We start from the raw sequence: 25,901 nt of genomic DNA, 5'->3' as shown, positions 1-25,901 counted from the left end.
ATGCATTTCCTTTTTATCTGAAAAGACATTCTTTCCTGATTTTACGAAAGTCTGTCTTCCAAAGACTGTTGATACTCTTCTATGGCATCATTTTTCAGGTATTCTTTATTTTTCTCAATGACCTGTTTCATCATTTTCTCACCCGGTGCACCGATGGTCAGGCGCTTCTCCACACAGGTCTTCAGTGAGATGGCATCATAGATATCTTCGTCGAACTTATCACTGATGGAATGCAGTTCCTCTAAGCTTAAAGCATCAATAGAAGTATCCTTCTCAATACAGTACAATACCAGCCTGCCGATAATACCGTGGGCATCCCGGAAAGGCACACCCTTACCTACCAGATAATCTGCAGCATCGGTGGCATTGGTGAATCCGTTCATAGCACTCTTCGCCATGCGGTCCTTGCGGAACTTCATGGTCTGAATCATGCCTGTGAATAAAGTGATGCAGTCTGCTGCGGTATCCATGGCATCAAATGCCATCTCCTTGTCTTCCTGCATGTCTTTATTGTAAGCCAGGGGCAGTCCCTTCATGGTAGTAAGTAACGCCATCAGAGCACCATAGACTCTTCCGGTCTTGCCTCTTACCAGCTCTGCGATATCCGGATTCTTCTTCTGGGGCATGATACTGCTTCCGGTGGAATAAGCATCATCCAGCTCTACGAACTGATATTCATTGGAATTCCAGATGATGATCTCTTCGCTGAAACGGCTTAAATGCATCATGATCGTGGAAAGTGCGGAAAGGAATTCGATCAGGTAATCTCTGTCCGCCACAGAATCAATGCTGTTTAACGTCGGACCTTCAAAGCGAAGAAGTCTCGCGGTATATTCACGATCCAAAGGATATGTGGTGCCTGCCAGTGCTCCGGCTCCCAGAGGGCAATAATTCATACGCTTATAGATATCTGTCAGACGCTGTCTGTCTCTCTTGAACATTTCAAAATAGGCACCGTAATGATGCGCCAGGGTAATGGGCTGTGCCTTCTGTAAATGGGTGAAGCCCGGCATGTAGGTATCTAAATTGTTCTCCATGGTATCAAGAATGGCTTCCAAAAGCTTTTTCAGCAATCCGTCAATCTCTGCCACTCTTGCCCTGGTATAGAGACGCATGTCCAGTGCCACCTGGTCGTTACGGCTTCTGCCGGTGTGAAGCTTTTTCCCGGCATCTCCGATCCGGTCGATCAGGGTAGCCTCCACGAAACTGTGAATGTCTTCCTGGGTCTCATCAATTGCCAGTGTTCCGTCATCCACATCCTCTAAGATCCCAGTCAGTCCTTCGACAATACTCTTCCTCTCCTCTTCGGTGAGGATCCCCTGCTTTGCCAACATGGTGGCATGTACGATACTGCCGGTGACATCTTCGTGAAACAGTCTTTTATCAAATGTTATGGACGCATTGAAATCAAATACCAGCTGATCGGTCTGTTTCGTAAAACGTCCTCCCCATAACTGTGCCATGGTCATTCTCCCATCTTTTTACGTTGGTAGTCTATCAGATAAAATTTCTCACAGACATTGATTGCAATTAATCATATCACAAACGACACTTTAATGCAATACAGTGAATTTCATCACTTTCCGCTACAGAAAACACTTTTTCCACTGGAATTCATACAATAACTATAAATATTCATGTTAAGGAAGTATGCCTTTTTATGGGAGCTCTTATCGAACTTAAAAATATAGGTTACTCCTATCACACACTGTCCGGGGAGACCGGTGCCATAAAAGATATCTCCTTCTCCGTGGAGGAAGGGGAATTTGTAGCACTTGTCGGACCCAGCGGCTGCGGTAAATCCACTCTGCTGTCCATTATCGCAGGGCTCCTCGCCCCTGAGACCGGAACCATTGTCGTAAATAATCCCGACGGTTCCCTTCATTATCCCCGTATCGGCTATATGCTGCAGCATGACCATCTCTTCGAATGGCGCACCATCTATCAGAATGTTACGTTGGGTCTGGAGATCCATCACGCCCTCACTCCGGATCGCATCGCCCATGTGGAACAACTTTTGTCCGATTACGGGTTGGAAAAATTTAAGAACAAGCGCCCTTGCGAATTATCCGGCGGCATGAAGCAGCGCGCTGCTCTGATTCGAACCCTTGCCCTGGATCCCCAGCTGCTGTTACTGGATGAACCCTTCAGCGCCCTGGACTACCAGACGCGCCTTATGGTATCTTCGGATATCTGTCAGTTGATCCGCAAGGCTGGGAAGACCATGATCATCGTCACTCACGATCTGTCAGAGGCTATCAGCCTGGCGGATAAAGTTTACGTGCTGTCTGCCCGTCCCGCAACAATCAAAACGGTATTGCCCATTCAGCTCACCCTGACGGACAGTTCTCCACTCGCCGCCAGAAACGCCCCGGAATTTCCATATTATTTCAAACAACTTTGGGAGGAATTAACCGATGAAACCTAAGAATGTGCAAAATGACCACCCGTTGACGATCCAGGAACAATATCTTCGCAAGCACAAAAATCATCATAGACAGGTTGCCTTTCTGCGTATCTTTCTCCTGGGAATCTTTCTGATTCTCTGGGAAATCAGTGCAGATGCATACTGGATCGACAGTTTCTTTTTCTCCAGTCCACGCAGAGTCGTCCTATGTCTGATACAGTTGTGGACCGAGCGATCTCTTCCGATGCATATCGGCATTACTTTATTAGAAACCATATTAAGTTTCCTTTTAGTGTTCGTTATCAGTCTCCTGCTCGCCACCCTATTGTGGTTCTCTGACAAACTGTCGGAGATTTTAGAGCCTTACCTGGTACTACTCAACAGTCTACCGAAATCTGCCCTGGCTCCCCTGTTCATCGTCTGGCTGGGCACCGGCATCAACACCATTATCATCGCCGGGATCTCTGTGGCAGTCTTCGGATCCATTATCAGCTTTTACACTGCCTTTCACCAGGTGGATCCGGAAAAGGAGATTCTGATCCGCACTTTGGGTGGAAACCGCAGAGATATCTTTTTCAAAGTCGTCCTCCCGGGATCTGTTCCCACACTGCTCAGCACCACCAAGGTCAATATCGGTCTGTCTTTAGTCGGTGTCATCATCGGAGAATTTCTGGCAGCCAGACGAGGGCTGGGTTATCTCATCATCTACGGTTCCCAGGTGTTCCAGCTGGATATGGTGATCAGTTCTATCTTACTGTTATGTGTCATTGCCATGCTGCTCTATCTGCTGACCCAGTCTCTGGAACATTGCAGCAAAAAGCATCGCAACTGATTATAATGTTTTCTTCGGAGATCTGCAGGATGGCATCTTCGTCTTACAGTCTCCTACATAATCTACAGTTCTGCGAAACGAACTTTTAAAATAATAAATTTTACAGTTGCAAAAATTCCCAAGAACATATATAATAACCTAGTCCGCTGAAATAGCTCAGTTGGTAGAGCACTTCACTCGTAATGAAGGGGTCGTGGGTTCGAGTCCCATTTTCAGCTTATATATTTTAACCTAAAAAAGAGAAAGCCTTCTGCTTTCTCTTTTTTGTAGTAATTATTCAAAGTCACGTAAAACCGCATTCTGTAAATATCTGCATTCCGGCAGATTTATCTTGCACCCTTGTCATAGATCACACCCAAAGCTCTCGGTGCACCATTCTGTTTGGAGAAAAATACCAGTAACAGCAGAGTCAGTACGTAAGGCAGGATCATCACCAGATCCTGATAACTGCTGGGCATCTGTAATACCTGAACCAGTCGGTAGCCGCCGGATCTGGCAAATCCGAATAACAGGCATGCTCCCAGGGTCGGAAGGATTCGCCAGTTACCGAAGATCAGCGCTGCGATGGCCAGATATCCGTAACCTACATAGATACTGGAAGAAAAGTTCGCGGAAATAGAATATGCAAAGCAGATACCGCCAAGGCCCGACAACGCACCGCAGATCATGATAGCTGCCAGGCGGATCTGTCCCACCTGTCTTCCGGCTGCATCCACTGCATGGGGATTGTCACCGCAGGCGCGCAGATGCATGCCGAAGCGGGTCTTGTACATTACAAACCATGCAATAAATGCTACGGCAACGATCACCAGTTCAAAAGGATACAGATTGGTAAATACAGCTCCCAGCACCGGAATCTTAGAAATTCCCGGGATAGTAATTCTGGAAGATACGGTCAGTACAAACTTGTCGGAGGTGGCACCGAATACCACTCTGTTGAGTAGTTTGGTCAAATATGCTGTCAATGCCATAGCCAGAATATTGACTACGACACCACTGATCACCTGATTGGCTTTAAACTTCAGGCACAGCAGCGCATGGATCAGGGCAAAAATACTTCCTCCTACTGCCGCCATGATCATGGCAATGTAGAAAGGTACCGGAGAATCTCCGGAGAAATTCCCTGCAATGGCAACTGCCACAAATGCTCCGATAAAGGCACCGAAACCCTGCAATCCTTCCACAGCTAACATAGTCACACCGGACTTCTCGCAATAAATACCGCCAATTGCCATAATAAATAAAGGTAATGCAAAGGATAACCCGTCAATGATCACAATATCCATTTATTTGTCCTCCTTTGTCTTGTTCGTTTTCTCTCTTCTGCCTCGTTCCATCTTCCATTTGATATAAGCATTACATGCACTGAACAACAAAATAATTCCGGTAATAACCGATGCAATCTCCGCATCGACACCGGCAGCAGATTTCATGTAAGTACTGCCTTTACTGATCAAGGTGATCAGCATGGTGGAAAATACGATTCCGAAGGGATTGTTGTTACCAAGCAGTGACACTGCGATAGCATCAAATCCCGTGCTGATCAGTACCTTGGGCTGAATAGAACCCACATAACCCAGATAATAGGTCACACCGGCAAGTCCTGCCAGGGCACCGGAGATCATCATGGACAGCACCATGCTTCTGCCGACTTTAATACCCGCATATTTTGCAGCACTGCGGGAATAGCCCACAGCCTTCAGTTCGTATCCTAATTTCGTCTTCTCTAATAGGAACCACACTGCCACTACAGTCAGCAGAGCCAGAATAATTCCCAGCGGAATATCCATTTTCAGATTGCCCACCATGGTATCCATCAGCGTCAGTCTGGAAGACGCAGAGATCTCCTTTGACTGTCTGGAGACCGGATCCACGAAAAAGGTATTGATAAAGAAGCTGATCACGTATTGGAACGTGTAGTTTAACATAATGGACGAAACAACTTCATTAATATTAAAACGATACTTCAAAAACCCGATCAGTGCACCCACCAGTCCTCCGACGATCAGACCGATGATCACTACCAGTGGCTTTGCCAGTACAGCATTTAAACTGCTGTAGCCCACAATAATACTTGCAGTGAACCCGGCTGCCAGCATCTGTCCGGAGACACCGATATTGAACAAACCCGCACGCAAGGCTACCGCTACTGCCAATGCTGCGAAGATCATAGGGGTAAAATAGTTCACATAACTCATAAAGTCTGTCAGCATGCTCTTATAGCTTGCATAAGAAGACTTGGGTGACAGTCCGCTGCCCTGCAGCAATGCGTAGTAAGCCTTGAAAGGATTTGAACCGGTCACGGCGATGATCACACCACCCACTACCAGGCTGCAAAGGATTGCAAGAAGAGGGATCTTTACTGCATTCCAGAATTTTGTCATCTTTTTCATGGTCTTATGCCTCCTTCTCCTTGTTCTTAACGCCCATCATGAACTCACCCACTTCATTGGTGGTCAGCTCACTGGCTTTGGCGATCTTCTGTATGCTTCCGTTATAAATAACGGCGATGGTATCCGCACAGTTCATGATCTCATCCAGTTCCAAAGAGATTAAAAGGATTGCCTTACCCTTGTCTCTCTCCGCAATGATCTGTTTGTGAATGTTCTCTATGGCACCGATATCCAGTCCACGGGTGGGCTGAACGAAGATCATCAGAGAGGAATCCTGCTCCACTTCTCTGGCGATGATGGCTTTCTGTTGATTACCGCCGCTCATGGAGCGTACCACCGTCTTGCTACCCTGTCCGCTTCGGATATCGTATTTTTCTATCAGTTTTTCACTGTTATCTTCAAAAATCTTCTGGTCCAGCACTCCCTTATGACAGAAAGGCTCTTTGTAGTAGTTACGCAGTGCCAGATTCTCCGAAAGGGTAAAATCCATGACCAGTCCATAATTCTGTCTGTCCTCGGGAATATAGGAAATTCCTTCTGTGGTACGTTCCCTGATGGACAGATCCGTAATATCTCTGCCGTTTAACAGAATCTTACCGGAACGTGCCGGGATCAATCCTGCAATAGCATCGGCAATCTCTACCTGACCGTTGCCGGCTACGCCTGCAATGGCTACGATCTCACCGGAATGCACCTCAAGGGATACATCCTTTACCACCTGAAAATCCTGCTTGTTATAGACGTTCAGATGCTGTATATCGAGGATCGTCTTACCCGGTTTCGCGGGTTCTTTTTCTGTCTCAAAATTCACTTCACGGCCTACCATTTTGTTTGCCATGACTTTGGTGGATGTGGTTGCCACGTCCATAACATCCATCAGACGTCCGCGGTTCAGGATCGCGCATCTGTCTGCAATACGTTTGATCTCTTCCAGTTTATGTGTGATTAAGATGATGGTCTTGCCGTCATCCCGCAGAGATTTGATAATGTCTAATAAAAAGTCGATCTCCTGAGGAGTCAGAACCGCTGTGGGTTCATCGAAAATAAGGATCTCTGCTTCTCTGTAAAGCATTTTTAAGATCTCTACTCTCTGCTGTGTAGAGACATTAATATCACTGATCACGTCGGTAGGATTCACTGCCAGTCCGTATTTCTCCGAAAGTTCGCGGATATCCTGATTGGCTTTCTTCATATCCACTACCGGAATACATCCCAATACCTTCTTCACCGGTTCCATACCCATCACAATATTCTCTGCAATGGTATAGTTGGATACCAGTTTAAAATGCTGGTGTACCATACCGATGTTTAATTTGGTGGCATGGTTGGGAGATTCCAGTTTCACCTTTTCTCCCCGGATATAGATCTCTCCTTCATCCGGCTCGTACATTCCAAACAGCATACTCATCAAGGTGGATTTTCCGGCACCATTCTCTCCCAACAGAGCAAAAATCTCACCTTTTTTGATCTGGATCGTCACATCGTCGTTGGCTACGATCCCGGGGAAGCGTTTGGTGATGTGTTTCATCTCAACAATATATTCCGACATGTTCATCCTCATTTCTACTCATGTAAATAAATAAGAAGGTGACAGTTCCTCACCATCACCTTCTTGTAAATTCATTCTTCCTACCAGGTAAAGGTCTCCGGAGTTACACCGTTAAAGTTTGCCGCAGGAACGATCTTGCCTTCCTTTAACAGAGCCTGTGCTGCATTGATCTTCTCAATAGCCTCTGCGGTGAGCTGACATCTGCCTTCCTCACTTACAAAACCGGTAGCATCATCTGCTGCGGTCAGAGTCACATTAGCGCCCTTGAAGGAACCATCTTTTACTTCGTTCAGTACGTTGTAAACAGTATCATGCATTACCTTCAGACCACTGGTCAGAACGATATTGCTGTCACCGTTTGCACCGTCATCATACTGGTCAACATCACAACCGATAACCTTAACGCCGTCAGCTTCCTTGGCAGCGGTAAATACGCCGTTACCGGAACCTCCTGCTGCTACGAACAGGATATCTACGCCTTCAGCGATCAGAGCATTGCCCAGTACTTTACCGGTAGCTTCATCAGAGAAGTTACCAACATAGTTACCACCTACATTAGCGCCGGTAACATCGGTACCTGCGTAAGAAGGAAGCTCTACTACTTCTACATTCATGCCTTCGGTACCGTTCACATACTTAACACCGCACTCGAAACCATACTGATAGTTAACGTTGGAAGGATATGCGATACCGTTTACTACTGCTACCTTACCTGTAGTGGTAGACAGAGCTGCAGCCATACCTGCATAGAAACCACTCTCCTGCTCAGCATAGTAAGCAGCGTATACATTGTCGATCACCTGATCAGCAGTTACTTCGGTACCGTCAATGGTAGGCCAGGAATCGATCAGGATGAACTTGGTATCCGGATTCTCCTGTGCCAGATTACCGATGCCGGCGAACTGGAAACCACAGCATACAATAACATCATAATCAGCTACAACATCAGCTACTGCCTGAACAGCTGCTGCACTGTCACCGGTCTCCTCACGAATGGGGGTTACGGTTGCATTCGGATTCTCCTCGATGAACTTCAGAACACCGTTGTAGTTGTCCTGGTTGAAGGAACCGTCATCCACGCCGGAGGGGCTGGATACGATAGCGATCTTCAGACCGGGTTCTTCACTGCCGCTCTCTGTAGCTGCTGCAGTGGTGGTAGCTGCCGCACTGGATTCTGCATTGGTGTCAGCATTGGTGCTGCCGCATGCTACCAGAGAAACAGCCATGACAGATGCAAGTGCAAGTGCCAGAAACTTTTTCATAATTTTTTCCTCCTAAAAATGTAAATATTAAAACAATGAATCACAACGGTAATATTATCATTATAGTCTGTAAAATTCAATATCTATTTTTAATTAACGCATATGCACATCCATCTGCGGGAACGGTATTTCAATTTCTGCTTTATCAAGTGCATACTTACACTGTTCGGTAATACGCCATTTTCCCTGCCAGAAATCCTCATTTTTAAACCAGCAGCGTACACATAGGTTGATTCCGGAGTCTGCCAGTTCATCTACAAATACAAAATGCTCTCTTTCCTTTATAGTATCAGGATCTTCAGAGAGAACCTTTGTCAGGACTTCCTTTGCCTTCCTAATATCTGCGCTGTAAGCAACAGACACCTTCACATCACATCGTCTGGATTCGGCAGCAGTGACATTCACAATGGTGTTATTCGCCAGATTGCCGTTGGGAAGAATAATCGTCTGATTATCATAGGTTAACAGCTTTGTATAGAAGATCTGAATCTCTTTTACGGTACCTTCCTTACCGGAGGAGCCTTCCACAATGTAATCTCCCACCTTAAACGGCTTCAATAATAAAATCAGCACACCGCCCGCCAAATTAGACAGACTTCCCTGCACAGCCAGCCCCACTGCCACTCCGGCTGAGCCAAGCAGTGCCACGATACTGGCAGCATCAACGCCAAAGGAGGATGCCAGGGTCAGGATCAGTATAATATATAAAGAAGCTTTCACAAAAGAATCCACAAACTGGATCACTCCCGTTTCCGCTCCCGCCCTGTTCATGGACTTGCGGATGATTTTGCGGATCAGCTTGATCAGTTCTACACCGATGAAGAAAAATATCAGTGCCAGTCCGATACGGATGCCTAAGTTCAATGCTTTCTCCGGAAGAGTATCCAGAAAAGAAGCGATCAGTCCTTCCTTTTGCTGTACCTCTTTGATTACGTTATCTGTCAGATCCATGTTGTCTTATTTCTCCTGTTTCTTTTTTGCGGTCTTGTTTGTTGTCTTACGAATGGGCGTATTTTTACGGATACGCTTCTCGATCACCTTTTCCAGTTCCGCCTCTGTGTAAGGGATAAATTGCAGAATACTTAAGGACAACGGTGCAAGTTTCACGGTGACGGACGTACTTTTATCATCCCATTCCAAATCCTCTGCCCGTTTCATGCGGTCATTGACCACACCGGTACCACCGTAGCAGACAGCATCCGTGTTCAGGATCTCCTTGTATTTTCCCTCGTAAGGAACTCCTGTAGTGATCTCTCTGGGCACACCGGAGAAGTTTGCTACGACCAAAAGCATCTCCTCCGCAGCTTCGCCTTTACGCACAAAGCTTACATAACATTCATTGGCAGAGATCTCGTTCATCCACTGGAATCCCTTCGCCTGATCGTCACATTCGTACAATGCCTTATTCTCTCTGTATAATGCATTCAGATCCTTCACCAGCCTCTGAACTCCGGCATTTTCCTTCTGCTCTTGCAGTGCCCATTCCACCTGACGCATTTCATTCCATTCTTTTTCTTCCGCCAGATCCTGTCCCATGAAAAGGAGCTTTTTCCCGGGGTGAGTCATCATATAGCCGTAGGTCAGACGTAAGTTGGCAAGTTTCTGTGCTCTGTCTCCGGGCATCTTGCCAAGTAAGGTTCCCTTCCCATGTACCACTTCATCATGCGAAAATACAAGCATGAATTTCTCGCTGTAGGCATAGATCATGCTGAAGGTAAGTTCTCCGTGATGGTGACTTCTAAAGTACGGATCGTATTTGATATAATCCAGATAATCGTTCATGAAGCCCATATTCCATTTGAGATCAAAACCAAGTCCCCCCTCTTCCAGAGAACCGGTTATCAGGGGAAATGCCGTACTCTCCTCTGCGATGGATAATACCCCGGGATCTCTCTTTTTCAGGATAGAATTTAAGTGTTTGATCAGTTCAATGGCTTCCAGATTCTCGTTGCCACCGTACATATTGGGAATCCATTCTCCGTCCTGTCTGCCGTAATCCAGATAAAGCATGCTGGCTACCGCATCCATACGGATACCGTCCGCATGATATTTCTCCACCCAGAACAGTGCATTAGCGATCAAATAGTTTGATACCTGGGGACGACCGTAATTGTAGATCAGGGTTCCCCAGTGAGGATGACTGCCCTGTCTGGGATCCTGATGCTCATAAAGACAGGTTCCGTCAAATGCAGCTAATCCATAAGAATCTCTCGGAAAATGTGCAGGCACCCAGTCAAGGATCACACCGATTCCCGCCTTATGCAGTGCATTCACGAAGAACATAAAGTCCTCCGGTGTACCATATCTGGCAGTCGGTGCATAATAACCGATGACCTGATATCCCCAGGAAGCATCTAAGGGATGCTCCATCACCGGCAGCAGTTCCACATGGGTGTATCCCATTTTCTTTACATATTCTATGACCTTCGGAGCAATTTCCCGGTAATTGACATAATCCTGTCCTTCCCCCGGTGTCACAAAGCTTCCCAGATACATTTCATAGACGCTCACCGGAGCATTACCGCACTGATACTTTTCGCGACTTTTCAGGAATTCACCGTCCTCCCATTGATAATTACGGATATCCGCAATTACAGAAGCCGTCTCCGGTCTCTTCTGTGCAGCATTGCCATAAGGGTCCGCCTTCAGATAAGTAAGTCCTCCCTTGATCTTCAACTCGTATTTGTAACAGTCTCCGACTTCTGCTCCGGGAATAAACAGTTCAAAGATACCGGAATCCCCCAACCGTCTCATCTGATGGATCCGCCCGTCCCATTCATTAAAATCACCGACTACACTGACACGCATGGCATTCGGCGCCCATACGGCAAAATAGGTTCCTGCGTCCCCATCCAGTTCCATGGGATGTGCCCCAAGCTTTTCATAGATTGTATAATGAATGCCTGCGGCAAAACGATCCATGTCTTCCTTCGTGATCTGCGGAACATGGCGGTATGCATCTCCACAGATTTTTCTGTAGGCTGCATGTTCTTTCGTCTTACCGTATTCCACCACATATTCATAAGGTGACATTTTCCCTGCATTTACCAATGCAGCAAAATATCCCTCTTCATCTGCCAGTTCCATGGGAACATCCGTAAGAAATGCTTCTCCCACCTGGCCGGTCTTCTTCCAGTGGATCGTTACTTTCTCCGCTCCCGGGAAGTACGCCTGAACCAGCATTTTGCTTCCCTGCTTATGGGGGCCCAACAGCTTATGGGGATTATCACATTCGGAATATGTGATTTCTTCTATTTGAGGCCAGTTCATCAATTTATAAAGTTTGTTTGTCATATTCCCTCTTTTCTGCGGCGCGATTGCTGCATTCTATTCTGTCATTTTTGCCTTTAAAAACCCTGAGGATTACCGCTCTATCTCATGCAGGAACAGCCCGCTTCGCAGCTTTGGCTCGAACCATGTGGACTTTGGAGGCATCAGTCTCCCCGCATCCGCCACCGCAAAAAGCTCTGCAATGGATGTGGGATACATCGAGAACGCCACTTTCATGTCCGTATGTACTCTCCGTTCCAGTTCTCCCAGTCCCCGGATTCCTCCGACAAAATCAATTCTCTTATCTGTCTTCGGATCCATAATCCCCAAAATGGGATCTAACAGATCATTTTGCAAAAGCGATACATCCAGTCCCTCTACGGCATCCTCACTTTTTATTTCATCTTTTGCAGAAAGACTGTACCATTCATTCTCCAGATACATGCCAAACGTGCCTTTCTCCGTGGGTCTGTAAGGACTCTGTCCCTTTTTCTCCACTGCGAAATATTCTTCAATACGGGTCAGGAAAGTTGCTGCATCCATTCCGTTCAGATCCTTCACTACACGATTATAATCCAGGATCCGTAACTCTTCATCCGGGAAAATCACGGAAAGAAAATAATTAAATTCCTCTTCTCCTGTATAATCCGGATACTGCTCTCTCCGCTTCAACCCAACCTTCACTGCGGAAGCACATCGATGATGCCCATCCGCGATATAGATTGCCGGGATCTTCCCAAAAGCCTCCTCGATCATCGCCACATCCGAATCGTTATCGATCACCCACACACGATGCCCGATTCCATCCTCACTGACAAAATCATAGACCGGTGTCTGTTTTTTCAGCTCTCCGATTTTCTTCTTCAGATCCTCCTTCGCCCGATACGCCAGGAAAATCGGTCCCGTCTGCATACTGCATGTATCCACATGACGGATACGGTCTTCCTCCTTGTCTGCTCTGGTATTCTCATGCTTTTTGATCACATTGTTCCGATAATCATCAATCGATGCACAGCCTACCACCCCGGTCTGACTGTGTCCATCCATCGTCAGCTCATACAGATAGAAACATGGCGTCGGATCCTGCACAAATTTTCCTTCCAGAATTTTCTCACGAAGCATCTGATCCGCTTTCTCATACACACAGTCCGCATATGTGTCTACTTCCTCGCCAAACTGCGTCTCTGCCCGGTCAACCGCCAGAAAAGATTCCGGATTCTTCTTCACCACTTCACACGCTTCCGCCCTGTTATATACATCATAAGGAAGCGCCGCAATCCTCTCCTCCATCCCCTTGCAGGGCCGATATGCCTTAAATGGTCTGATCTGTGCCATACTCCTACCTCCAAATTTCTATATAATCTTATTTTACCAAATCCCATCTCATATCACAAGGTTATTTCCATAAACAAGTAGCCCGCAGTTGGGGTAAGAACAAGCAGACTCTAAGCAGCCGTCGGCACTTAGCGAGGGTACTTTCCTCGCTTATGTACCGCTACGGTCTGCGTCCGAAGTGAAAACGGGTCTGCGGTTCTTAGCCCCAATACGGGCTACGGGGATTATTCTTACCCCATCCGAGGCTGTGGGGGTTTTATTTCTAATAATACCTACCCCAACTTATGGAACACAATACAGTTGGGCATATTGACCTTCATCGCCGGTCCATTCATGATCATCGTTCCATGCTCCAGATCAATATGGAAGAAAGTCATCGTATTACTTTCATGATTCAAAGACACCAGAAACTTATTATCCGGGAAGAACTCCGCATCCTTCGGATACTCACCGCTGACCGGCAGCAGGAAATTCTTCTTAAGCAATCCTGTCTTCTTATCCACATCAAATACAATGACCGAATTATCTCCCGCGATGGAGCTGAGCAGATAATTATAATCCAGGGAGAAACTGAATGCACTGGCACTGTTCGTATTGCCTCTGGTCAGCTTGATCAGCTCTACTGTCTGAATCTTCTCGAAAGTAGGATCATTATCATGGTCCACATACTCATAGACATCAATGTAACACTTCAGTTCATGCAGAATATAAATATATCTGCCATCCTCTGAGATCTTGATATGACGGGGTGCGGATTCCATCTCACTGCGGATGATATCCTCCAGCTTCACCTTACCCTTCTCTACATCAAAACGATACACATTGACATGATCCATTCCCTGGTCCGCTACCAGCAGATATTTGTTGTCATGCGTCATACGAGCACAGTTGATGTGGGGGCGGAAATTGCGCTCTGCCATACTGCCCAGTCCTTTATGGTAGATCTCGTCGGTGATCTCTCCGATGGAACCATCCTCCTTCAGACGGAGTACGGTCAGCTTACCGTCATGATAACCTGCCACAAACAGATACTGATCTGTGTAATCCGTAGATACATAACATCCTCTCATACCGTTGATCGGTGCGAAGTTGATCAGTTCCAGATCTCCGTCCGGCATGATCGTATATGCCTCTACACCAAAATCCGTTATAGAATAAAGAAACTTTCCGTTATGGGAAATGGTCAGGTAGGAAGAGTTGGTGATCTCTACTTTATCTTTTTCCTTAAAACGACCGTTTTTCATATCCACATCATATATTCTGATACCGTGACTGTCCCCCTGTGTATAACTGGAAACATAGGCAACATATTTTCCCTTGCTCATGACCGGATCCTCCTTAGCATTCTATATCTTTTTATGTTTATAAATATAGCACAATTCTGAAAATTGTGAAACATTTTTCTGTAAAAATCCCGAAAAATACTCCTGTTTTTTCCCTGAGGTAAAGTTTATGTAAATCAGCCCGGAAAATGCAAAACTTCACATTGACTTTCCATGTATTTACGTATAATATTAATTCGACTTGCAAAAAATTTTCATTTAGATTTTTCGATAATTTTTTGCAGGATTTTTTACATCAGGAAGGAAAAAATTGATGAAAAATGCTTTAGTCAATTTAGTGAACATTTCAAAATCATTTGACAATCAGATGGTTCTGGATGATCTCAATCTGTACATCCGCGAAAATGAGTTCCTGACACTGTTGGGACCCAGTGGCTGCGGAAAGACTACAACCCTCCGTATTCTGGGCGGTTTCGAGACTCCCGACAAAGGTCAGGTCATTTTCGAAGGCCGGGATATCACTAACCTTCCACCCAATAAGCGCAATCTGAATACTGTATTCCAAAAGTATGCCCTGTTCCCGCATATGACCATTGCAGAAAACATCGCGTTTGGGTTAAAGATCAGTGGTAAAAGTAAATCTTATATTAATGATAAAATTAAATACGCTCTGAAGTTAGTCAATCTGGATGGCTTTGAGAACCGTATGCCGGATTCCTTAAGCGGCGGTCAGCAGCAACGTATCGCCATCGCCCGTGCGATTGTGAACGAACCCAAGCTCCTGCTCTTAGACGAGCCTTTAGGCGCCCTGGATCTGAAGCTTCGCCAGGACATGCAGTATGAGCTGATCCGCTTGAAGAACGAGCTTGGCATTACCTTTATCTATGTCACTCATGACCAGGAAGAGGCTCTGACCATGTCCGATACCATCGTAGTCATGAACCAGGGGTATATCCAGCAGATCGGTACTCCCGAGAGCATCTATAATGAACCGGAAAATGCTTTCGTTGCCGATTTTATCGGTGACAGTAATATCATCGGTGCCACCATGATCAGAGATCGTCTGGTAGAAATCCTGGGTGCCCGTTTTGACTGTGTAGATACCGGTTTCGGTGAGAATAAGCCCGTAGATGTAGTCATCCGACCCGAGGACGTGGAACTGGTATCTCCGGAGGAAGGTATCCTCCAGGGTACCCTGATCCACTCTATCTTCAAGGGTGTTCATTATGAGATGGAAGTTATGGCAAATGGCTTTGAATGGCTGGTACAGTCCACGAAGATGGTTCCCGTTGGGACCAAAGTCGGCATCAAGGTTGATCCTTTTAACATCCAGATCATGAAGAAGCCGGAATCTGAGGACGAGGAGGCCATTGGAGTCAATGAATAGAAAATTATTATCGCTCCCTTTTATCTTCTGGTCAGCCATGTTTGTCATCGTGCCTCTGTGCATGGTCTTCTACTATGGTCTGACCGATAAGAGCGGTGCATTTACATTTGATAATATTCTGGCGATTGCTACTGCCGAGCATTCCAAGGCTCTGTGGGAGGCATTAAAGTTATCTGTGATCAGCACTGTGATCTGCCTGCTTTTAGCATATCCCCTTGCCATGATCCTGTGTAACATGAATGTGAATCAGAATTCATTCCTGGTACTGATTTTCATTTTGCCCATGTGGATGAATTTTCTGCTTCGTACCCTGGCATGGCAGACTCTGCTTGAGAAGACCGGTGTGATCAACAGCATCCTCTCCGTTCTGCATCTGCCGTCGTTAAATATTATCAATACCCCCTATGCCATTGTACTGGGTATGGTATATAACTTTTTACCTTTTATGGTACTGCCTCTGTATAACGTGCTGGTCAAAATCGACAAGAATGTGATCAACGCCGCCTATGACCTGGGTGCCAACGGCATACAGACTTTCTTACGGATCATTTTTCCTTTAAGTCTGCCCGGCATGTTCAGCGGTATCACCATGGTGTTTGTCCCCGCCCTGACTACTTTCGTTATCAGCAAGATTCTGGGTGGCAGCAAGATCCTGCTCATCGGTAATGTCATCGAGCAGGAATTCACCCAGACCGGCAACTGGAATCTGGGAAGCGGTCTCTCCATCGTATTGATGCTGTTCATCATCTTCAATATGGTGATCTCTGTGATCACGGATAAAGAAGGGGAGGCGAACACATTATGATCAAAACAACTGCGCAAAAAATATATCTGGGACTGATTTTTATCTTTTTATACGCCCCCATTATTACCTTGATCGTACTCTCCTTCAATGCCAGTAAGACCCGTGCAAAATGGGGCGGTTTTACGGCCAAGTGGTATGCGGCTTTGTTCCGGAACGAGCAGATCATGCAGGCTTTGTGGAATACACTGGCGCTGGCAATCTTATCTGCGCTGATCGCTACCCTCATAGGTACGATCGCCTGCATCGCCATGCAATCCATGAAACGTACCAGCCGTGCTGTCCTCATGGGAATCACAAATATTCCAATGCTGAATGCGGAAATCGTTACCGGTATCTCCCTGATGCTTCTGTTCCTCAGCTTTGGTATAAAGTTTGGCTTCGGGACCATTCTGCTTGCACACATTACCTTTAATATTCCATATGTGATATTAAGCGTAATGCCCCGTATGAAGCAGCTGAACCCCAGCACCTATGAAGCAGCCCTCGACCTGGGCGCATCTCATACGTATGCCTTTTTCAAAGTGGTATTTCCGGATATCCTGCCGGGTATTTTGTCCGGTTTTCTGATGGCATTTACCATGTCACTGGATGACTTTATCATTACCCACTTTACCAAGGGTCCCGGTGTCGACACCCTGTCCACCAAGATCTATACGGAAGTAAAAAAAGGTATCAAACCGGAAATGTACGCACTATCCACCATTATATTCGTAACTGTATTGATTTTACTTTTGTTAGTAAACTACACACCCAAAGGAAAGAAAAAGAAATAACTTTTTCTACATATATTTTAGGAGGAAAATAAATGAAAAAATTTATTGCACTGTTTCTGTGCGGCATCCTTACCGCAACTGCTCTGACCGGCTGCGGATCCTCTTCCTCTGCCGGTGAAAACGGTGAAGTCATCGTCTACAACTGGGGAGAATATATCGATCCGGAGACTCTCACTATGTTTGAAGAAGAAACCGGTATTAAGGTGGTCTATGACGAATTTGAGACCAACGAGATCATGTATCCAAAGGTGGAAGCCGGTTCATCCGCTTATGATGTGGTATGTCCTTCCGATTACATGGTGCAGAAAATGATCGAGAATGATCTGATTCAGGAACTGGATTACGATAAGATTCCCAATGCCAAAGAAAACATCGGTGCCCAGTACTACGAGCAGGCTGCTGCTTACGATCCCGGTAACAAATATTGTGTTCCTTATTGCTGGGGAACTGTTGGAATCATCTACAATAAAACCATGGTAGATACTCCTCCCACCAAATGGGCAGACCTGTGGGATGAAAAATATGCTGATAATATTCTGATGATGGATTCTATTAAAGACAGCTTTATGGTTGCTCTGAAGAAAAACGGCTTCTCTTCTAACAGTCTGGACGAATCCGAGCTCCAGATAGCTACCAATGATCTCATCGCCCAGAAGCCTCTGGTACAGGCATATGTTGTAGATCAGGTACGTGACAAAATGATCGGCGGCGAGGCTGCGATCGGTGTAATGTTCTCCGGTGATGCCATTTATGTGATCGGGGAAAATCCGGATCTCGATTATGTCATTCCTGAGGAAGGTACAAATGTATGGATTGACGGCTGGGTCATTCCCAAGAATGCTCCTAACAAGGAAAATGCAGAGAAATTCATTGATTTCATGTGCCGTCCGGATGTAGCTCTGAAGAATTTCGAGTACATTACCTACGGTACCCCCAATACCGCTGCAAGAGAGCTGATCGAGGATGAGGACCTGAAGAACTCTCCCATCGCTTTCCCGGATCTGACACAGTATAACAATCTGGAGACCTTCCTGTACCTCGGTGAGGATGGCGAAGAGCTTTTCAACAAATACTGGAAAGAAGTTATGTCCAATTAATTCTATATAAAGCAAAGCAAAAGCCCTCAAGCTGTCAAAACAGCCTGGGGGCTTTTGATCTTCCCATATTTCAGGAATTCTGTTCACATCCGCAGGTCTCACATTTCCCATCATTTCTTCTGGAAAATGCCGGATCATCCACCGGTGTAAAATTCGGGAAATCCGGTCTTAGCGGTCTGCAGTCTCTGTCTCCACAGCATCCCTCATCTTCCAGACGACGGGCACAGCAGGCATTCGAACCACCACAGGAATTGTTGTTGCCGCAGGAATTTCCACCACAAAATAGTAATAATAACAGAATGATACAGTTCATAGGATCCTCTACTTACCACTGTTTATTTATTATTCTATTCCGCTTTTCCTAGCTGGTGCCAGTCCATACATCGTTTATGCTGTACCAGTTCCTCTTTGATAAATTGAAAGGTTTTCTCTTCGCCCTGTTCTGCCAGCATTTCCAGCACATACAGAAGCTTTGCCTTTGTCTTAGGATGGATAGGTGCCTTATCTGTGCCCCGATAATAGTAATCTAACGGTGATCTGTCCGTATATTTGTCTCCCATGTAAACCTTACTGGCGGCGATCCGGTCCATAATCATCTCCGCAATATAACGATCCGGCATGGGTACCGGTGCCATTCCGCCCGGCAATGCCTGCATACTGTAATCAATCCAGTATTCGTAATGATGCTTGTTCCTGCCCTTGTGGTGCAGCCAGGCACTGGAATAACCGATATCCTCTCTCTCCGCGTTGTTGGGGCTGCGGTCACCCTGGTAATACTTTGCTCCTACCCAGAACTCTGTGGGGCTGTATTTCGACATATCGTGTAACAGTCCCTGTTTATACAGACCTACCTTAAAGCAGCCCTTTGCCACCAGAACCTTATGGTGTGTGATCGTTTTAAAATGTTTCCAGATATTCATTTCGTTCTATCATCTTTCTTCAGAAGCTTCCGATTTCTTTTTCCGGCTCTTACCGGTACTTTTTCCCTTATCCTGTGATATTCCCATCACGCCTTCGTAGACGGCAATGCTCCTGGGGGCTACGGTCCTCGTCTGATCAGCCATCTGTTCTTCTCTCTCCTGCACTGTCAGGATATTCCCTGCTTCTTCCGTCGCTAAAACCAATTTCCATTCCATACCCTTCGGAAGCTTGGGAAATGCCAGCTTCTGAGGTTCCCAATGCATATTCATGGCAACATAGAGAAAAGAATCATCTGCACCTGCCTTGGTCTTTGCATATTTTCCGCAATACATCATTCCCACGTGCCTGTTATAACTCTCTGTCTGAGGTCTCCATGCATTTTGTCCGTGGTAGGACAGATCCGGATAACCACAGGATAACGTATCCAGGATCCGAAGCTCTTCCTCCGGATGCAGGATCGGATGTGCCTTACAGAAAGCGATCATCTGTTTCCAGAAAGCCAGCAGTCCGGCATTTTTCTCCTTATCCTGCCAGTTCAGCCAGGTAATTTTATTATCCTGACAGTAGGGATTGTTATTTCCCTGTTGGGAATTACCGAATTCGTCTCCCATGAAGATCAGCGGCGTAGACTGGGTCAATAACAGCATACAAAATGCATTCTGTAACTGTTTTTGCCGGAGAGCCAGCACTTTTTTGCGTCGGGAGGTACCTTCCTCACCACAGTTCCAGCTGCAATTATAATCGTTACCGTCCCGATTGCCCTCGCCGTTGGCTTCGTTATGCTTATGGTCATAAGACACCATATCCATCAGGGTAAATCCGTAATAATTAGACAGATAATGGATCCGTCCCATATTGGCGGGAATATGACGCATCTCGTACAATACTCCCGAAAGCATGTTATCATCGCCTTTTAAAAATCTACGCATGGTGTACAGATAATCGTCCCGGTATTCCGCAAGATTCCGATACTCCGGCTTCTGTGCCGGATCGTAGAGCTTCGCTGCATCAAAATCGTAATACCAAAGCTTGGTGTCTGTCAGTGCAGGGTCTCCTGCCAGCGCCTGTGCCGGCACCTCTCCCATCAGATGAAACCCATCCACATGATAAGTTAATACCCAGAAGCGTAAAATATTCCCAATCTCTGTCACATCCATCCCTTTTGGGAAATAAAACTGTAAGATCACTTCCATCCTGCGCTTATGGAATTCCTTCACCAGTTGTCTGAATTCCAACGCTGCATCTTCTCCTGCCGCATAGGCAGCTTTTGGTGCATAATAAAAGCCCTCCCGGTAGCCCCAGTAGTTTAATACCCGGTAACCGGGGAGTTCTCCACCATTTTCCCCTGCTGTGGCTACAATGTCTGCGGATGTCTTCTTGTTCACCTCTTCCGGAGTCTCATCAAATTCATAAACAGGCTGCAATTCCACCGTCGTGATGCCGATTTCCTGCAGATAATCCAGTTTCTCCGCAATTCCCGCAAAGGTGCCTCTGTGTGTCACCTTGGAGGAAGCATGCATGGTAAAGCCACGGACATGCATGCAATAACATACGCTCTCACGATAGGAAAGCATCGGATGTTCATCCTGCTCCCAGTCGAAATCATCTCCGGGAAATACCGCAATGCGATTGACATTTTTTCGCGTTTTTCCGTAAACAGGCTTACTTAAGAAGCCCCGCGCATGCAGATCCGGCACGATCCGTTCCTCTTCATAGAACTGATATCCGATCTGCTGTGGATCCAGTTCCAGGTATTTGCAGTAGACATTTCCCATCCGCTCTTCCCGGCGGAACGGGATTTTGTGTAATTTTTTACCGCTCTCTCTGTCATATAGGATAATGCCGCAATCCTTTTTCCCGGACGCGTAGGCGAAACGTATCGCTCCGTCCTCCACATGAGCTCCTAACGGATAAGGCTTTATTGCATGCTTTTTTTCTGTCATTGCTACACTCCATCTTCTGGCTGATTTGTCTTTTTTCACTATTTTATTATAGTCGGTAACCTTAAGAAAAACAAGCATTGCAAGAATATCCGTAAACGGTTATAATAAGGGAACAAAATACTGTTACACCCAATAACATTTCACAGGAGGATTCCCATGGGTAAAAATGAAAGCTATGAAGATGAAGAAATGACCGTTGAGCTGGAGTTGGAAGATGGCACTGTCGTAAACTGTGCGGTCATCACCATTCTCACCGTAGAGGCTAAGGATTATATCGTGCTTTTGCCTCTGGATGAAGACGGCGAAAACGAAGACGGAGAAGTATGGTTCTACGGATATGCCGAGAATCCGGATGACCCGAATGAAGAGCCTGTTCTCGAATACATTGAAGATGATGATGTCTACGAAAAAGTTGCCGATGCTTTTGACGAGTATCTGGACAGTTGTGAATTCGATGAGATCATCGACGATAACGATTCAGAGGAATAAGGAATCTGGATGGGAACCTGGGACGCTCTGCTGTGCCTGTAAGGCAGAGAAGTTCCAGGTCTTTTTTTGCCCTTGTCATAGCCACATAGAAGATACGGCGTTCCTCTTCAATGTGCTCAGGGTCCAGTCCGTTCCCATGGGGAAAATTCTTTTCATTGCAGTCTGGAATCCATACACTGTCAAACTCCAGTCCTTTCGAAGCATGTACCGTAAGCAGTCTTACCGCTCCGTCTGCCGCCTGCGCATTGTCTCCGGATTCCCGTGCCACGCCTTTCCGCAGTTGTTCTCCGAAGGCCTCCTGTGCTTCCTGCCACTCTTTTGCTGTTTTAAAATGACCGGCTTCTTCCACAATATAGTTCAAAATTTCTTCCCATTCCTGTGTTTTCTCATTATTTTCAACATTTGCTCTCTGACGCAGATACCTTTCATATCCGCAAGCTTTGCATACAAAGGTCACTGCAAGCTTTGGTTCTGCATTTTTTACAAATTCCATCTGACGTTTCCACAATCTGATCGCCTCACACGCTTTACGATTACAGCCTGCAGAATAATCATTGTTTTTCATGGAGTAATAATCTTCCAGTGCTTGCAATGAAACATGCTTTCCAAAAGCTTCCCTGGATATATTACGAAACGGTTTGTTGATCACTCTCAGAAAATCTATTCTCTCTGCAGTTCCTGCTGCAATACGCAGATATGACATAATATCCTGTACAATGAAGTGTTCATATATATTTCGTGTTTTTTCCTTCATAACATAGGGAATTCCTTCTCTGCCAAGTCTTGCCGCCACGCTCTGCATAGCCAGGTTTGTTCGGAACAATATTGCACAGGTCTCCTGTGTGGAACGTCCCTTCAGGCAATGTAATAAATATTGCATCTGCTCCGGTGCATCCCTGAACTCTTTTATTCTTACCCTGCAGGCGGTTCCTCTGTATGTTTCTTCCTTCCGCTGATTTGGCTCGCTGGCTTCCAATATTTTAGGGAAGCGATCCAGGTTCTCATTGATCACCAGAAGGGAAGCCTCCACAATGTCCTGATGACTACGGTAGTTGGTGCGAAGCAGTATCTGTGTTGCCGCAAATTCCCGTACAAACATCTGCATACAGGCCGGTCTGGCTCCACGAAAACTGTAAATTGCCTGGTCATCATCTCCCACTGCGAATACATTTTTATGTCTTTCCGCCAGCAACCGTACAATACAATACTGCCTATAGTTAATATCCTGAAATTCATCGATCAGAATATGTGAAAAACGTTTCTGCCAGTATTCCCTCTGTGGAGTATTATTTTGCAACAGTTCCTCACACTCTTTCAGCATATCATCAAAATCAACACCTCGGACTTTGGTCCTTGCAGACTCATATTCCCGATATATCTGTGGAAAGCAATTTTTCCATTCCTCCGGGATTTTTTCCAGTGTTTTTTCCTTCTCTCCGGTATTTTTGTAATACGCGATCGCATCCAGGAAGCTTTTGGCAATTTCCGCACTGCATTCTTTGTTCTTTTTTAAAATGGGATAAATCAGATTTAATTTTTGTCTTTCATTTAAGAGATTGCCCGGTTGTACTCTGCCCGACCGGAGCAGGATTTGATAAAAAATCGAATGAAATGTTCCGAAATTAACGGAACCGGCAAACGAAGAAGTCTGTGCAAAGCGCTGTTGCATAGAAAGTGCCGCTTCTCTGGTAAACGTAATCACCAGAATCTGTTCGGGAGCGACTTCTTTCTCATGAATCAGCCAGAGGATTCTCTTCGTAATAGTAAACGTCTTGCCGGAGCCGGGACCCGCCAATAATAAAAGCGGGCCCTCTCCGAAAGTTACAGCCTCCCTTTGGGAGGGATTGCAATCCGTAAGATTAAACATTCGCCTTCAGTAATTCAATACCTTTACGAATTCTGTTCAGGGATTCCTCTTTGCCCAGGACTTCCATGATCTCCGTAGCACCCGCAGGTGTCATCTGCTTGCCGGATACAGCGGTACGGATCGGCCACATCACATAACCGTTCTTGCAGCCTTTTTCCTCCACATATTTTACAAGAGCCTGATACAGCCCGTCATTGCTGTAATCCTCCTGCGCCTCCAGGATCGGAAGCAGGTCTTTTAATACCTCCAGAGAACTCTCTGCGGTAGTCTTCATCTTCTTATGTGTGTACATTGCCACATCATACTCCGGAAGTTCCTCGAAGAAATCTACCAGTCCGGCGATATCCGGGAATACTTCAATCCGGGTCTTTACCATGGCTGCGATCTTCTTAAGATCTAATGGCTTACTGATCGCTTTCTTCAGATAAGGTTCTGCCATCTCGTAGAATTTATCGAAGTCCATAGCTTTCAGGTACTCGCCGTTCATCCAACGCAGCTTTACAATATCGAAGACTGCGGGAGACTTACTGATACGATGATAGTCGAACTCCTTGATCAGTTCGTCCAGAGAAAAGATCTCGCGATTATCCTCCGGGCTCCATCCCAGCAGTGCCACATAGTTGACAATTGCCTCTGTAATGAATCCCTGATCGATCAGATCCTCGAAGGAAGCATGTCCGCTTCTCTTAGACAGCTTTTTATGGTTCTCATCGGTAATCAGCGGCAGATGAATATATACGGGTACCTGCCAGCCGAAAGCATCATACAGACGCACATACTTCGGGGAGGAGGACAGATATTCGTTGCCTCGTACCACATGGGTGATATTCATGGTATGGTCATCTACCACATTAGCAAAATTGTAAGTAGGATAACCGTCGGATTTGATCAGGATCATATCATCCAGCTGGGAATTATCTACGGTAATATCTCCGTATAACTCATCATGGAATGTTGTAGTTCCTTCCTTTGGATTATTCTGACGGATGACAAAAGGCTTGCCTGCAGCAAGATTTGCCTCGATCTCTTCCTTGGACAGAGACAGGCAGTGCTTGTCATATACAGTGATCTCCTTGCCATCCACAACCTCGGTCTTCAGGGAAGCCAGTCTCTCCTTATCACAGAAGCAATAATATGCCTCGCCCTTGTCGATCAGCTCCTTGGCATATTTCATATAGATACCGGTCTTCATACGCTCACTCTGTACGTAAGGGCCGTAGCCGCCGTCCTTATCGGGCCCCTCATCATGTACCAGTCCGGTCTTCTCCAGGGTACGGTAGATGATCTCGGTAGCTCCTTCCACATAGCGCTCCTGGTCGGTATCTTCGATACGGAGCATGAAATCTCCACCGGCATGCTTTGCAATCAAAAATTCATATAATGCGGACCGCAGATTACCTACATGCATTTTACCGGTAGGGCTGGGTGCGTATCTTGTTCTGATCTTTGTCATTTTCTCCTCATTTCCGCAGGAAATCTGTGCATATCCGGGCTACGGTCTTCCGGCATACATTTTCCTGCTTATATATTCCTGTCCGCCATCTCCCGGGCAGACTACTTTCTTATTCTACCGCCTTTTTTCAAAAACTGCAACAGTTAAGACGAGGATTTCGGATGGGGAAGATTCCATCTGTAATGTGCAGCCAGGAAACGGATCGCCATGACAATGAAAGCTCCGATAAATACCGCCGGCAGTCTTCCCCACTCTCGGTAGATCTCCACACAGCCCAGTGCTCCCACGAGGGATGCACAGGCATAAATATGCTTTACAAAAATGTAGGGTTCCTCCCCTGCCATCATGTCACGCATCAGACCGCCGCCTACACCGGTAAGCATTCCTATAAACACCAGCAGGAAGGAATTATCAGGATATCCATTATCAATTCCCGACATCACACCCAGGGATGTAAAGATTCCCAGGCCTACAGAATCCATGATCAGCATAGCCTTGTCATAAAAAGTTCCCAGTCTGCCACTCAGAAGATCATGTTTGATATACAGCAGTACAAAAATCGCCAGTGACGTAATCACTGATACCACGACATACACCGGCTTTTCCAGAGCCGAAGGCAATTTCCCCAGGATCACATCCCTGGTCATACCTCCTCCCACTGCCGTCACCACGCCCAACACGCAGATTCCGAAAATATCCATTCGTTTTCGGATCCCCACCATGGCACCTGACGCGGCAAAAGCGATGGTTCCTAAGATTTCCATGAAAAAAATAATACTATCCTGAATGTTCATAATCTGTTTCTCCCAAAAGTTCTCCACGATATTTTATAGTA

Annotated in this window: 22 protein-coding genes and 1 tRNA gene; 8 read left to right on the top strand and 15 right to left on the bottom strand. The window is 46.0% G+C overall.

Going from position 1 to position 25,901, the window contains the following annotated elements:
• Window positions 1-41: 41 nt before the first annotated feature.
• A complete protein-coding gene (gene argH / locus H9Q77_RS07435) occupies window positions 42-1,463 on the bottom strand; it encodes an argininosuccinate lyase (protein ID WP_118547594.1) in 1,422 nt (473 codons plus the stop codon).
• Window positions 1,464-1,660: 197 nt separating this feature from the next.
• Here argH and H9Q77_RS07430 point away from each other — a divergent pair, with 197 nt between their 5' ends.
• The 3 genes from H9Q77_RS07430 to H9Q77_RS07420 all read left to right on the top strand — a co-directional run bounded on the left by H9Q77_RS07430 (window position 1,661) and on the right by H9Q77_RS07420 (window position 3,457).
• On the top strand, window positions 1,661-2,428 hold the full coding sequence (locus H9Q77_RS07430; protein ID WP_118550743.1) for an ABC transporter ATP-binding protein: 768 nt from the start codon (window positions 1,661-1,663) through the stop codon (window positions 2,426-2,428).
• Window positions 2,418-3,239, top strand: coding sequence for an ABC transporter permease (locus H9Q77_RS07425; protein ID WP_118550744.1), 822 nt, complete (start codon window positions 2,418-2,420; stop codon window positions 3,237-3,239). Before H9Q77_RS07430 ends, H9Q77_RS07425 begins: the two co-directional genes overlap by 11 nt.
• 145 nt (window positions 3,240-3,384) lie before the next feature.
• Window positions 3,385-3,457: transfer RNA gene (locus H9Q77_RS07420), tRNA-Thr, on the top strand.
• 108 nt (window positions 3,458-3,565) lie between these two features.
• On the opposite strand, the gene H9Q77_RS07415 is transcribed toward H9Q77_RS07420, so the two are convergent.
• The 8 genes from H9Q77_RS07415 to H9Q77_RS07380 form a co-directional block, all read right to left on the bottom strand.
• Window positions 3,566-4,525, bottom strand: a complete 960-nt coding sequence (locus H9Q77_RS07415; RefSeq protein ID WP_022153129.1) for an ABC transporter permease — start codon at window positions 4,523-4,525, stop codon at window positions 3,566-3,568.
• On the bottom strand, window positions 4,526-5,632 hold the full coding sequence (locus H9Q77_RS07410; protein ID WP_118547596.1) for an ABC transporter permease: 1,107 nt from the start codon (window positions 5,630-5,632) through the stop codon (window positions 4,526-4,528).
• 4 nt (window positions 5,633-5,636) lie between these two features.
• Entirely contained in the window at window positions 5,637-7,181 is a 1,545-nt protein-coding gene (locus tag H9Q77_RS07405; protein WP_118547597.1) for an ABC transporter ATP-binding protein, read from the bottom strand.
• An 80-nt stretch (window positions 7,182-7,261) separates the two neighbouring features.
• Window positions 7,262-8,443 carry a BMP family lipoprotein gene (locus tag H9Q77_RS07400; protein WP_022153132.1) on the bottom strand — a complete coding sequence of 394 codons (1,182 nt, stop codon included), beginning with the start codon at window positions 8,441-8,443 and terminating at the stop codon, window positions 7,262-7,264.
• A 93-nt stretch (window positions 8,444-8,536) separates the two neighbouring features.
• A complete protein-coding gene (locus H9Q77_RS07395) occupies window positions 8,537-9,394 on the bottom strand; it encodes a mechanosensitive ion channel family protein (protein WP_249327023.1) in 858 nt (285 codons plus the stop codon).
• A gap of 6 nt (window positions 9,395-9,400) precedes the next feature.
• Window positions 9,401-11,737 carry a 1,4-alpha-glucan branching protein GlgB gene (gene glgB, locus H9Q77_RS07390; RefSeq protein ID WP_249327021.1) on the bottom strand — a complete coding sequence of 779 codons (2,337 nt, stop codon included), beginning with the start codon at window positions 11,735-11,737 and terminating at the stop codon, window positions 9,401-9,403.
• Between the two features lie 69 nt (window positions 11,738-11,806).
• Entirely contained in the window at window positions 11,807-13,048 is a 1,242-nt protein-coding gene (locus H9Q77_RS07385) for a DUF1015 domain-containing protein (protein ID WP_249327020.1), read from the bottom strand.
• A gap of 272 nt (window positions 13,049-13,320) precedes the next feature.
• Window positions 13,321-14,373 (bottom strand): lactonase family protein, encoded by a 1,053-nt coding sequence (locus H9Q77_RS07380; RefSeq protein ID WP_249327019.1) that lies wholly within the window; start codon window positions 14,371-14,373, stop codon window positions 13,321-13,323.
• A 271-nt stretch (window positions 14,374-14,644) separates the two neighbouring features.
• On the opposite strand from H9Q77_RS07380, the gene H9Q77_RS07375 reads away from it, so the two are divergent.
• The 4 genes from H9Q77_RS07375 to H9Q77_RS07360 are packed head-to-tail and all read left to right on the top strand — an operon-like array spanning window position 14,645 to window position 18,393.
• Window positions 14,645-15,718 carry an ABC transporter ATP-binding protein gene (locus H9Q77_RS07375; protein WP_022153137.1) on the top strand — a complete coding sequence of 358 codons (1,074 nt, stop codon included), beginning with the start codon at window positions 14,645-14,647 and terminating at the stop codon, window positions 15,716-15,718.
• Complete coding sequence (locus H9Q77_RS07370) at window positions 15,711-16,523, top strand: ABC transporter permease (protein ID WP_022153138.1); 813 nt, start codon at window positions 15,711-15,713, stop codon at window positions 16,521-16,523. Before H9Q77_RS07375 ends, H9Q77_RS07370 begins: the two co-directional genes overlap by 8 nt.
• Complete coding sequence (locus H9Q77_RS07365; RefSeq protein WP_249327017.1) at window positions 16,520-17,296, top strand: ABC transporter permease; 777 nt, start codon at window positions 16,520-16,522, stop codon at window positions 17,294-17,296. The genes H9Q77_RS07370 and H9Q77_RS07365 overlap by 4 nt, the downstream gene beginning before the upstream one ends.
• Window positions 17,297-17,328: 32 nt before the next feature.
• Window positions 17,329-18,393 carry an ABC transporter substrate-binding protein gene (locus H9Q77_RS07360; protein ID WP_118547600.1) on the top strand — a complete coding sequence of 355 codons (1,065 nt, stop codon included), beginning with the start codon at window positions 17,329-17,331 and terminating at the stop codon, window positions 18,391-18,393.
• A gap of 70 nt (window positions 18,394-18,463) precedes the next feature.
• Here H9Q77_RS07360 and H9Q77_RS07355 read toward each other — a convergent pair whose 3' ends face one another.
• From H9Q77_RS07355 to H9Q77_RS07345, 3 genes are read right to left on the bottom strand one after another with little or no spacing between them, the layout of a single operon-like run.
• On the bottom strand, window positions 18,464-18,706 hold the full coding sequence (locus H9Q77_RS07355) for a hypothetical protein (RefSeq protein WP_249327016.1): 243 nt from the start codon (window positions 18,704-18,706) through the stop codon (window positions 18,464-18,466).
• 34 nt (window positions 18,707-18,740) lie between these two features.
• On the bottom strand, window positions 18,741-19,313 hold the full coding sequence (locus tag H9Q77_RS07350; protein ID WP_249327015.1) for a DUF5662 family protein: 573 nt from the start codon (window positions 19,311-19,313) through the stop codon (window positions 18,741-18,743).
• A gap of 9 nt (window positions 19,314-19,322) precedes the next feature.
• Window positions 19,323-21,257: an alpha-amylase family glycosyl hydrolase gene (locus H9Q77_RS07345; RefSeq protein WP_249327014.1), complete on the bottom strand. Its 1,935-nt coding sequence runs from the start codon at window positions 21,255-21,257 to the stop codon at window positions 19,323-19,325.
• Between the two features lie 156 nt (window positions 21,258-21,413).
• On the opposite strand from H9Q77_RS07345, the gene H9Q77_RS07340 reads away from it, so the two are divergent.
• Window positions 21,414-21,746, top strand: a complete 333-nt coding sequence (locus H9Q77_RS07340; protein WP_022153144.1) for a DUF1292 domain-containing protein — start codon at window positions 21,414-21,416, stop codon at window positions 21,744-21,746.
• Here the strand turns inward: H9Q77_RS07340 and H9Q77_RS07335 are convergent.
• The 3 genes from H9Q77_RS07335 to H9Q77_RS07325 all read right to left on the bottom strand — a co-directional run bounded on the left by H9Q77_RS07335 (window position 21,718) and on the right by H9Q77_RS07325 (window position 25,860).
• Window positions 21,718-23,541, bottom strand: coding sequence for an ATP-dependent helicase (locus H9Q77_RS07335; protein WP_249327013.1), 1,824 nt, complete (start codon window positions 23,539-23,541; stop codon window positions 21,718-21,720). The two genes, H9Q77_RS07340 and H9Q77_RS07335, sit on opposite strands and share 29 nt — an antisense overlap.
• Before the next feature lie 64 nt (window positions 23,542-23,605).
• A complete protein-coding gene (gltX, locus tag H9Q77_RS07330; protein ID WP_022153146.1) occupies window positions 23,606-25,066 on the bottom strand; it encodes a glutamate--tRNA ligase in 1,461 nt (486 codons plus the stop codon).
• A gap of 143 nt (window positions 25,067-25,209) precedes the next feature.
• Window positions 25,210-25,860 carry a trimeric intracellular cation channel family protein gene (locus H9Q77_RS07325; protein ID WP_249327012.1) on the bottom strand — a complete coding sequence of 217 codons (651 nt, stop codon included), beginning with the start codon at window positions 25,858-25,860 and terminating at the stop codon, window positions 25,210-25,212.
• Between the last annotated feature and the right edge of the window lie 41 nt (window positions 25,861-25,901).

Source organism: Simiaoa sunii (genome assembly GCF_014337175.1).
Classification (GTDB): Bacteria; Bacillota; Clostridia; order Lachnospirales; family Lachnospiraceae; genus Acetatifactor; species Acetatifactor intestinalis.
This window is presented reverse-complemented; position numbering and strand designations above follow the sequence as displayed.

What these genes read in the sequence shown, in the direction of transcription:
- argH (WP_118547594.1), bottom strand. Translation starts at nt 1,463, where the DNA reads ATGGCACAGTTATGGGGAGGACGTTTTACGAAACAGACCGATCAGCTG.
- H9Q77_RS07430 (WP_118550743.1), top strand. Translation starts at nt 1,661, where the DNA reads ATGGGAGCTCTTATCGAACTTAAAAATATAGGTTACTCCTATCACACA.
- H9Q77_RS07425 (WP_118550744.1), top strand. Translation starts at nt 2,418, where the DNA reads ATGAAACCTAAGAATGTGCAAAATGACCACCCGTTGACGATCCAGGAA.
- H9Q77_RS07415 (WP_022153129.1), bottom strand. Translation starts at nt 4,525, where the DNA reads ATGGATATTGTGATCATTGACGGGTTATCCTTTGCATTACCTTTATTT.
- H9Q77_RS07410 (WP_118547596.1), bottom strand. Translation starts at nt 5,632, where the DNA reads ATGAAAAAGATGACAAAATTCTGGAATGCAGTAAAGATCCCTCTTCTT.
- H9Q77_RS07405 (WP_118547597.1), bottom strand. Translation starts at nt 7,181, where the DNA reads ATGTCGGAATATATTGTTGAGATGAAACACATCACCAAACGCTTCCCC.
- H9Q77_RS07400 (WP_022153132.1), bottom strand. Translation starts at nt 8,443, where the DNA reads ATGAAAAAGTTTCTGGCACTTGCACTTGCATCTGTCATGGCTGTTTCT.
- H9Q77_RS07395 (WP_249327023.1), bottom strand. Translation starts at nt 9,394, where the DNA reads ATGGATCTGACAGATAACGTAATCAAAGAGGTACAGCAAAAGGAAGGA.
- glgB (WP_249327021.1), bottom strand. Translation starts at nt 11,737, where the DNA reads ATGACAAACAAACTTTATAAATTGATGAACTGGCCTCAAATAGAAGAA.
- H9Q77_RS07385 (WP_249327020.1), bottom strand. Translation starts at nt 13,048, where the DNA reads ATGGCACAGATCAGACCATTTAAGGCATATCGGCCCTGCAAGGGGATG.
- H9Q77_RS07380 (WP_249327019.1), bottom strand. Translation starts at nt 14,373, where the DNA reads ATGAGCAAGGGAAAATATGTTGCCTATGTTTCCAGTTATACACAGGGG.
- H9Q77_RS07375 (WP_022153137.1), top strand. Translation starts at nt 14,645, where the DNA reads ATGAAAAATGCTTTAGTCAATTTAGTGAACATTTCAAAATCATTTGAC.
- H9Q77_RS07370 (WP_022153138.1), top strand. Translation starts at nt 15,711, where the DNA reads ATGAATAGAAAATTATTATCGCTCCCTTTTATCTTCTGGTCAGCCATG.
- H9Q77_RS07365 (WP_249327017.1), top strand. Translation starts at nt 16,520, where the DNA reads ATGATCAAAACAACTGCGCAAAAAATATATCTGGGACTGATTTTTATC.
- H9Q77_RS07360 (WP_118547600.1), top strand. Translation starts at nt 17,329, where the DNA reads ATGAAAAAATTTATTGCACTGTTTCTGTGCGGCATCCTTACCGCAACT.
- H9Q77_RS07355 (WP_249327016.1), bottom strand. Translation starts at nt 18,706, where the DNA reads ATGAACTGTATCATTCTGTTATTATTACTATTTTGTGGTGGAAATTCC.
- H9Q77_RS07350 (WP_249327015.1), bottom strand. Translation starts at nt 19,313, where the DNA reads ATGAATATCTGGAAACATTTTAAAACGATCACACACCATAAGGTTCTG.
- H9Q77_RS07345 (WP_249327014.1), bottom strand. Translation starts at nt 21,257, where the DNA reads ATGACAGAAAAAAAGCATGCAATAAAGCCTTATCCGTTAGGAGCTCAT.
- H9Q77_RS07340 (WP_022153144.1), top strand. Translation starts at nt 21,414, where the DNA reads ATGGGTAAAAATGAAAGCTATGAAGATGAAGAAATGACCGTTGAGCTG.
- gltX (WP_022153146.1), bottom strand. Translation starts at nt 25,066, where the DNA reads ATGACAAAGATCAGAACAAGATACGCACCCAGCCCTACCGGTAAAATG.
- H9Q77_RS07325 (WP_249327012.1), bottom strand. Translation starts at nt 25,860, where the DNA reads ATGAACATTCAGGATAGTATTATTTTTTTCATGGAAATCTTAGGAACC.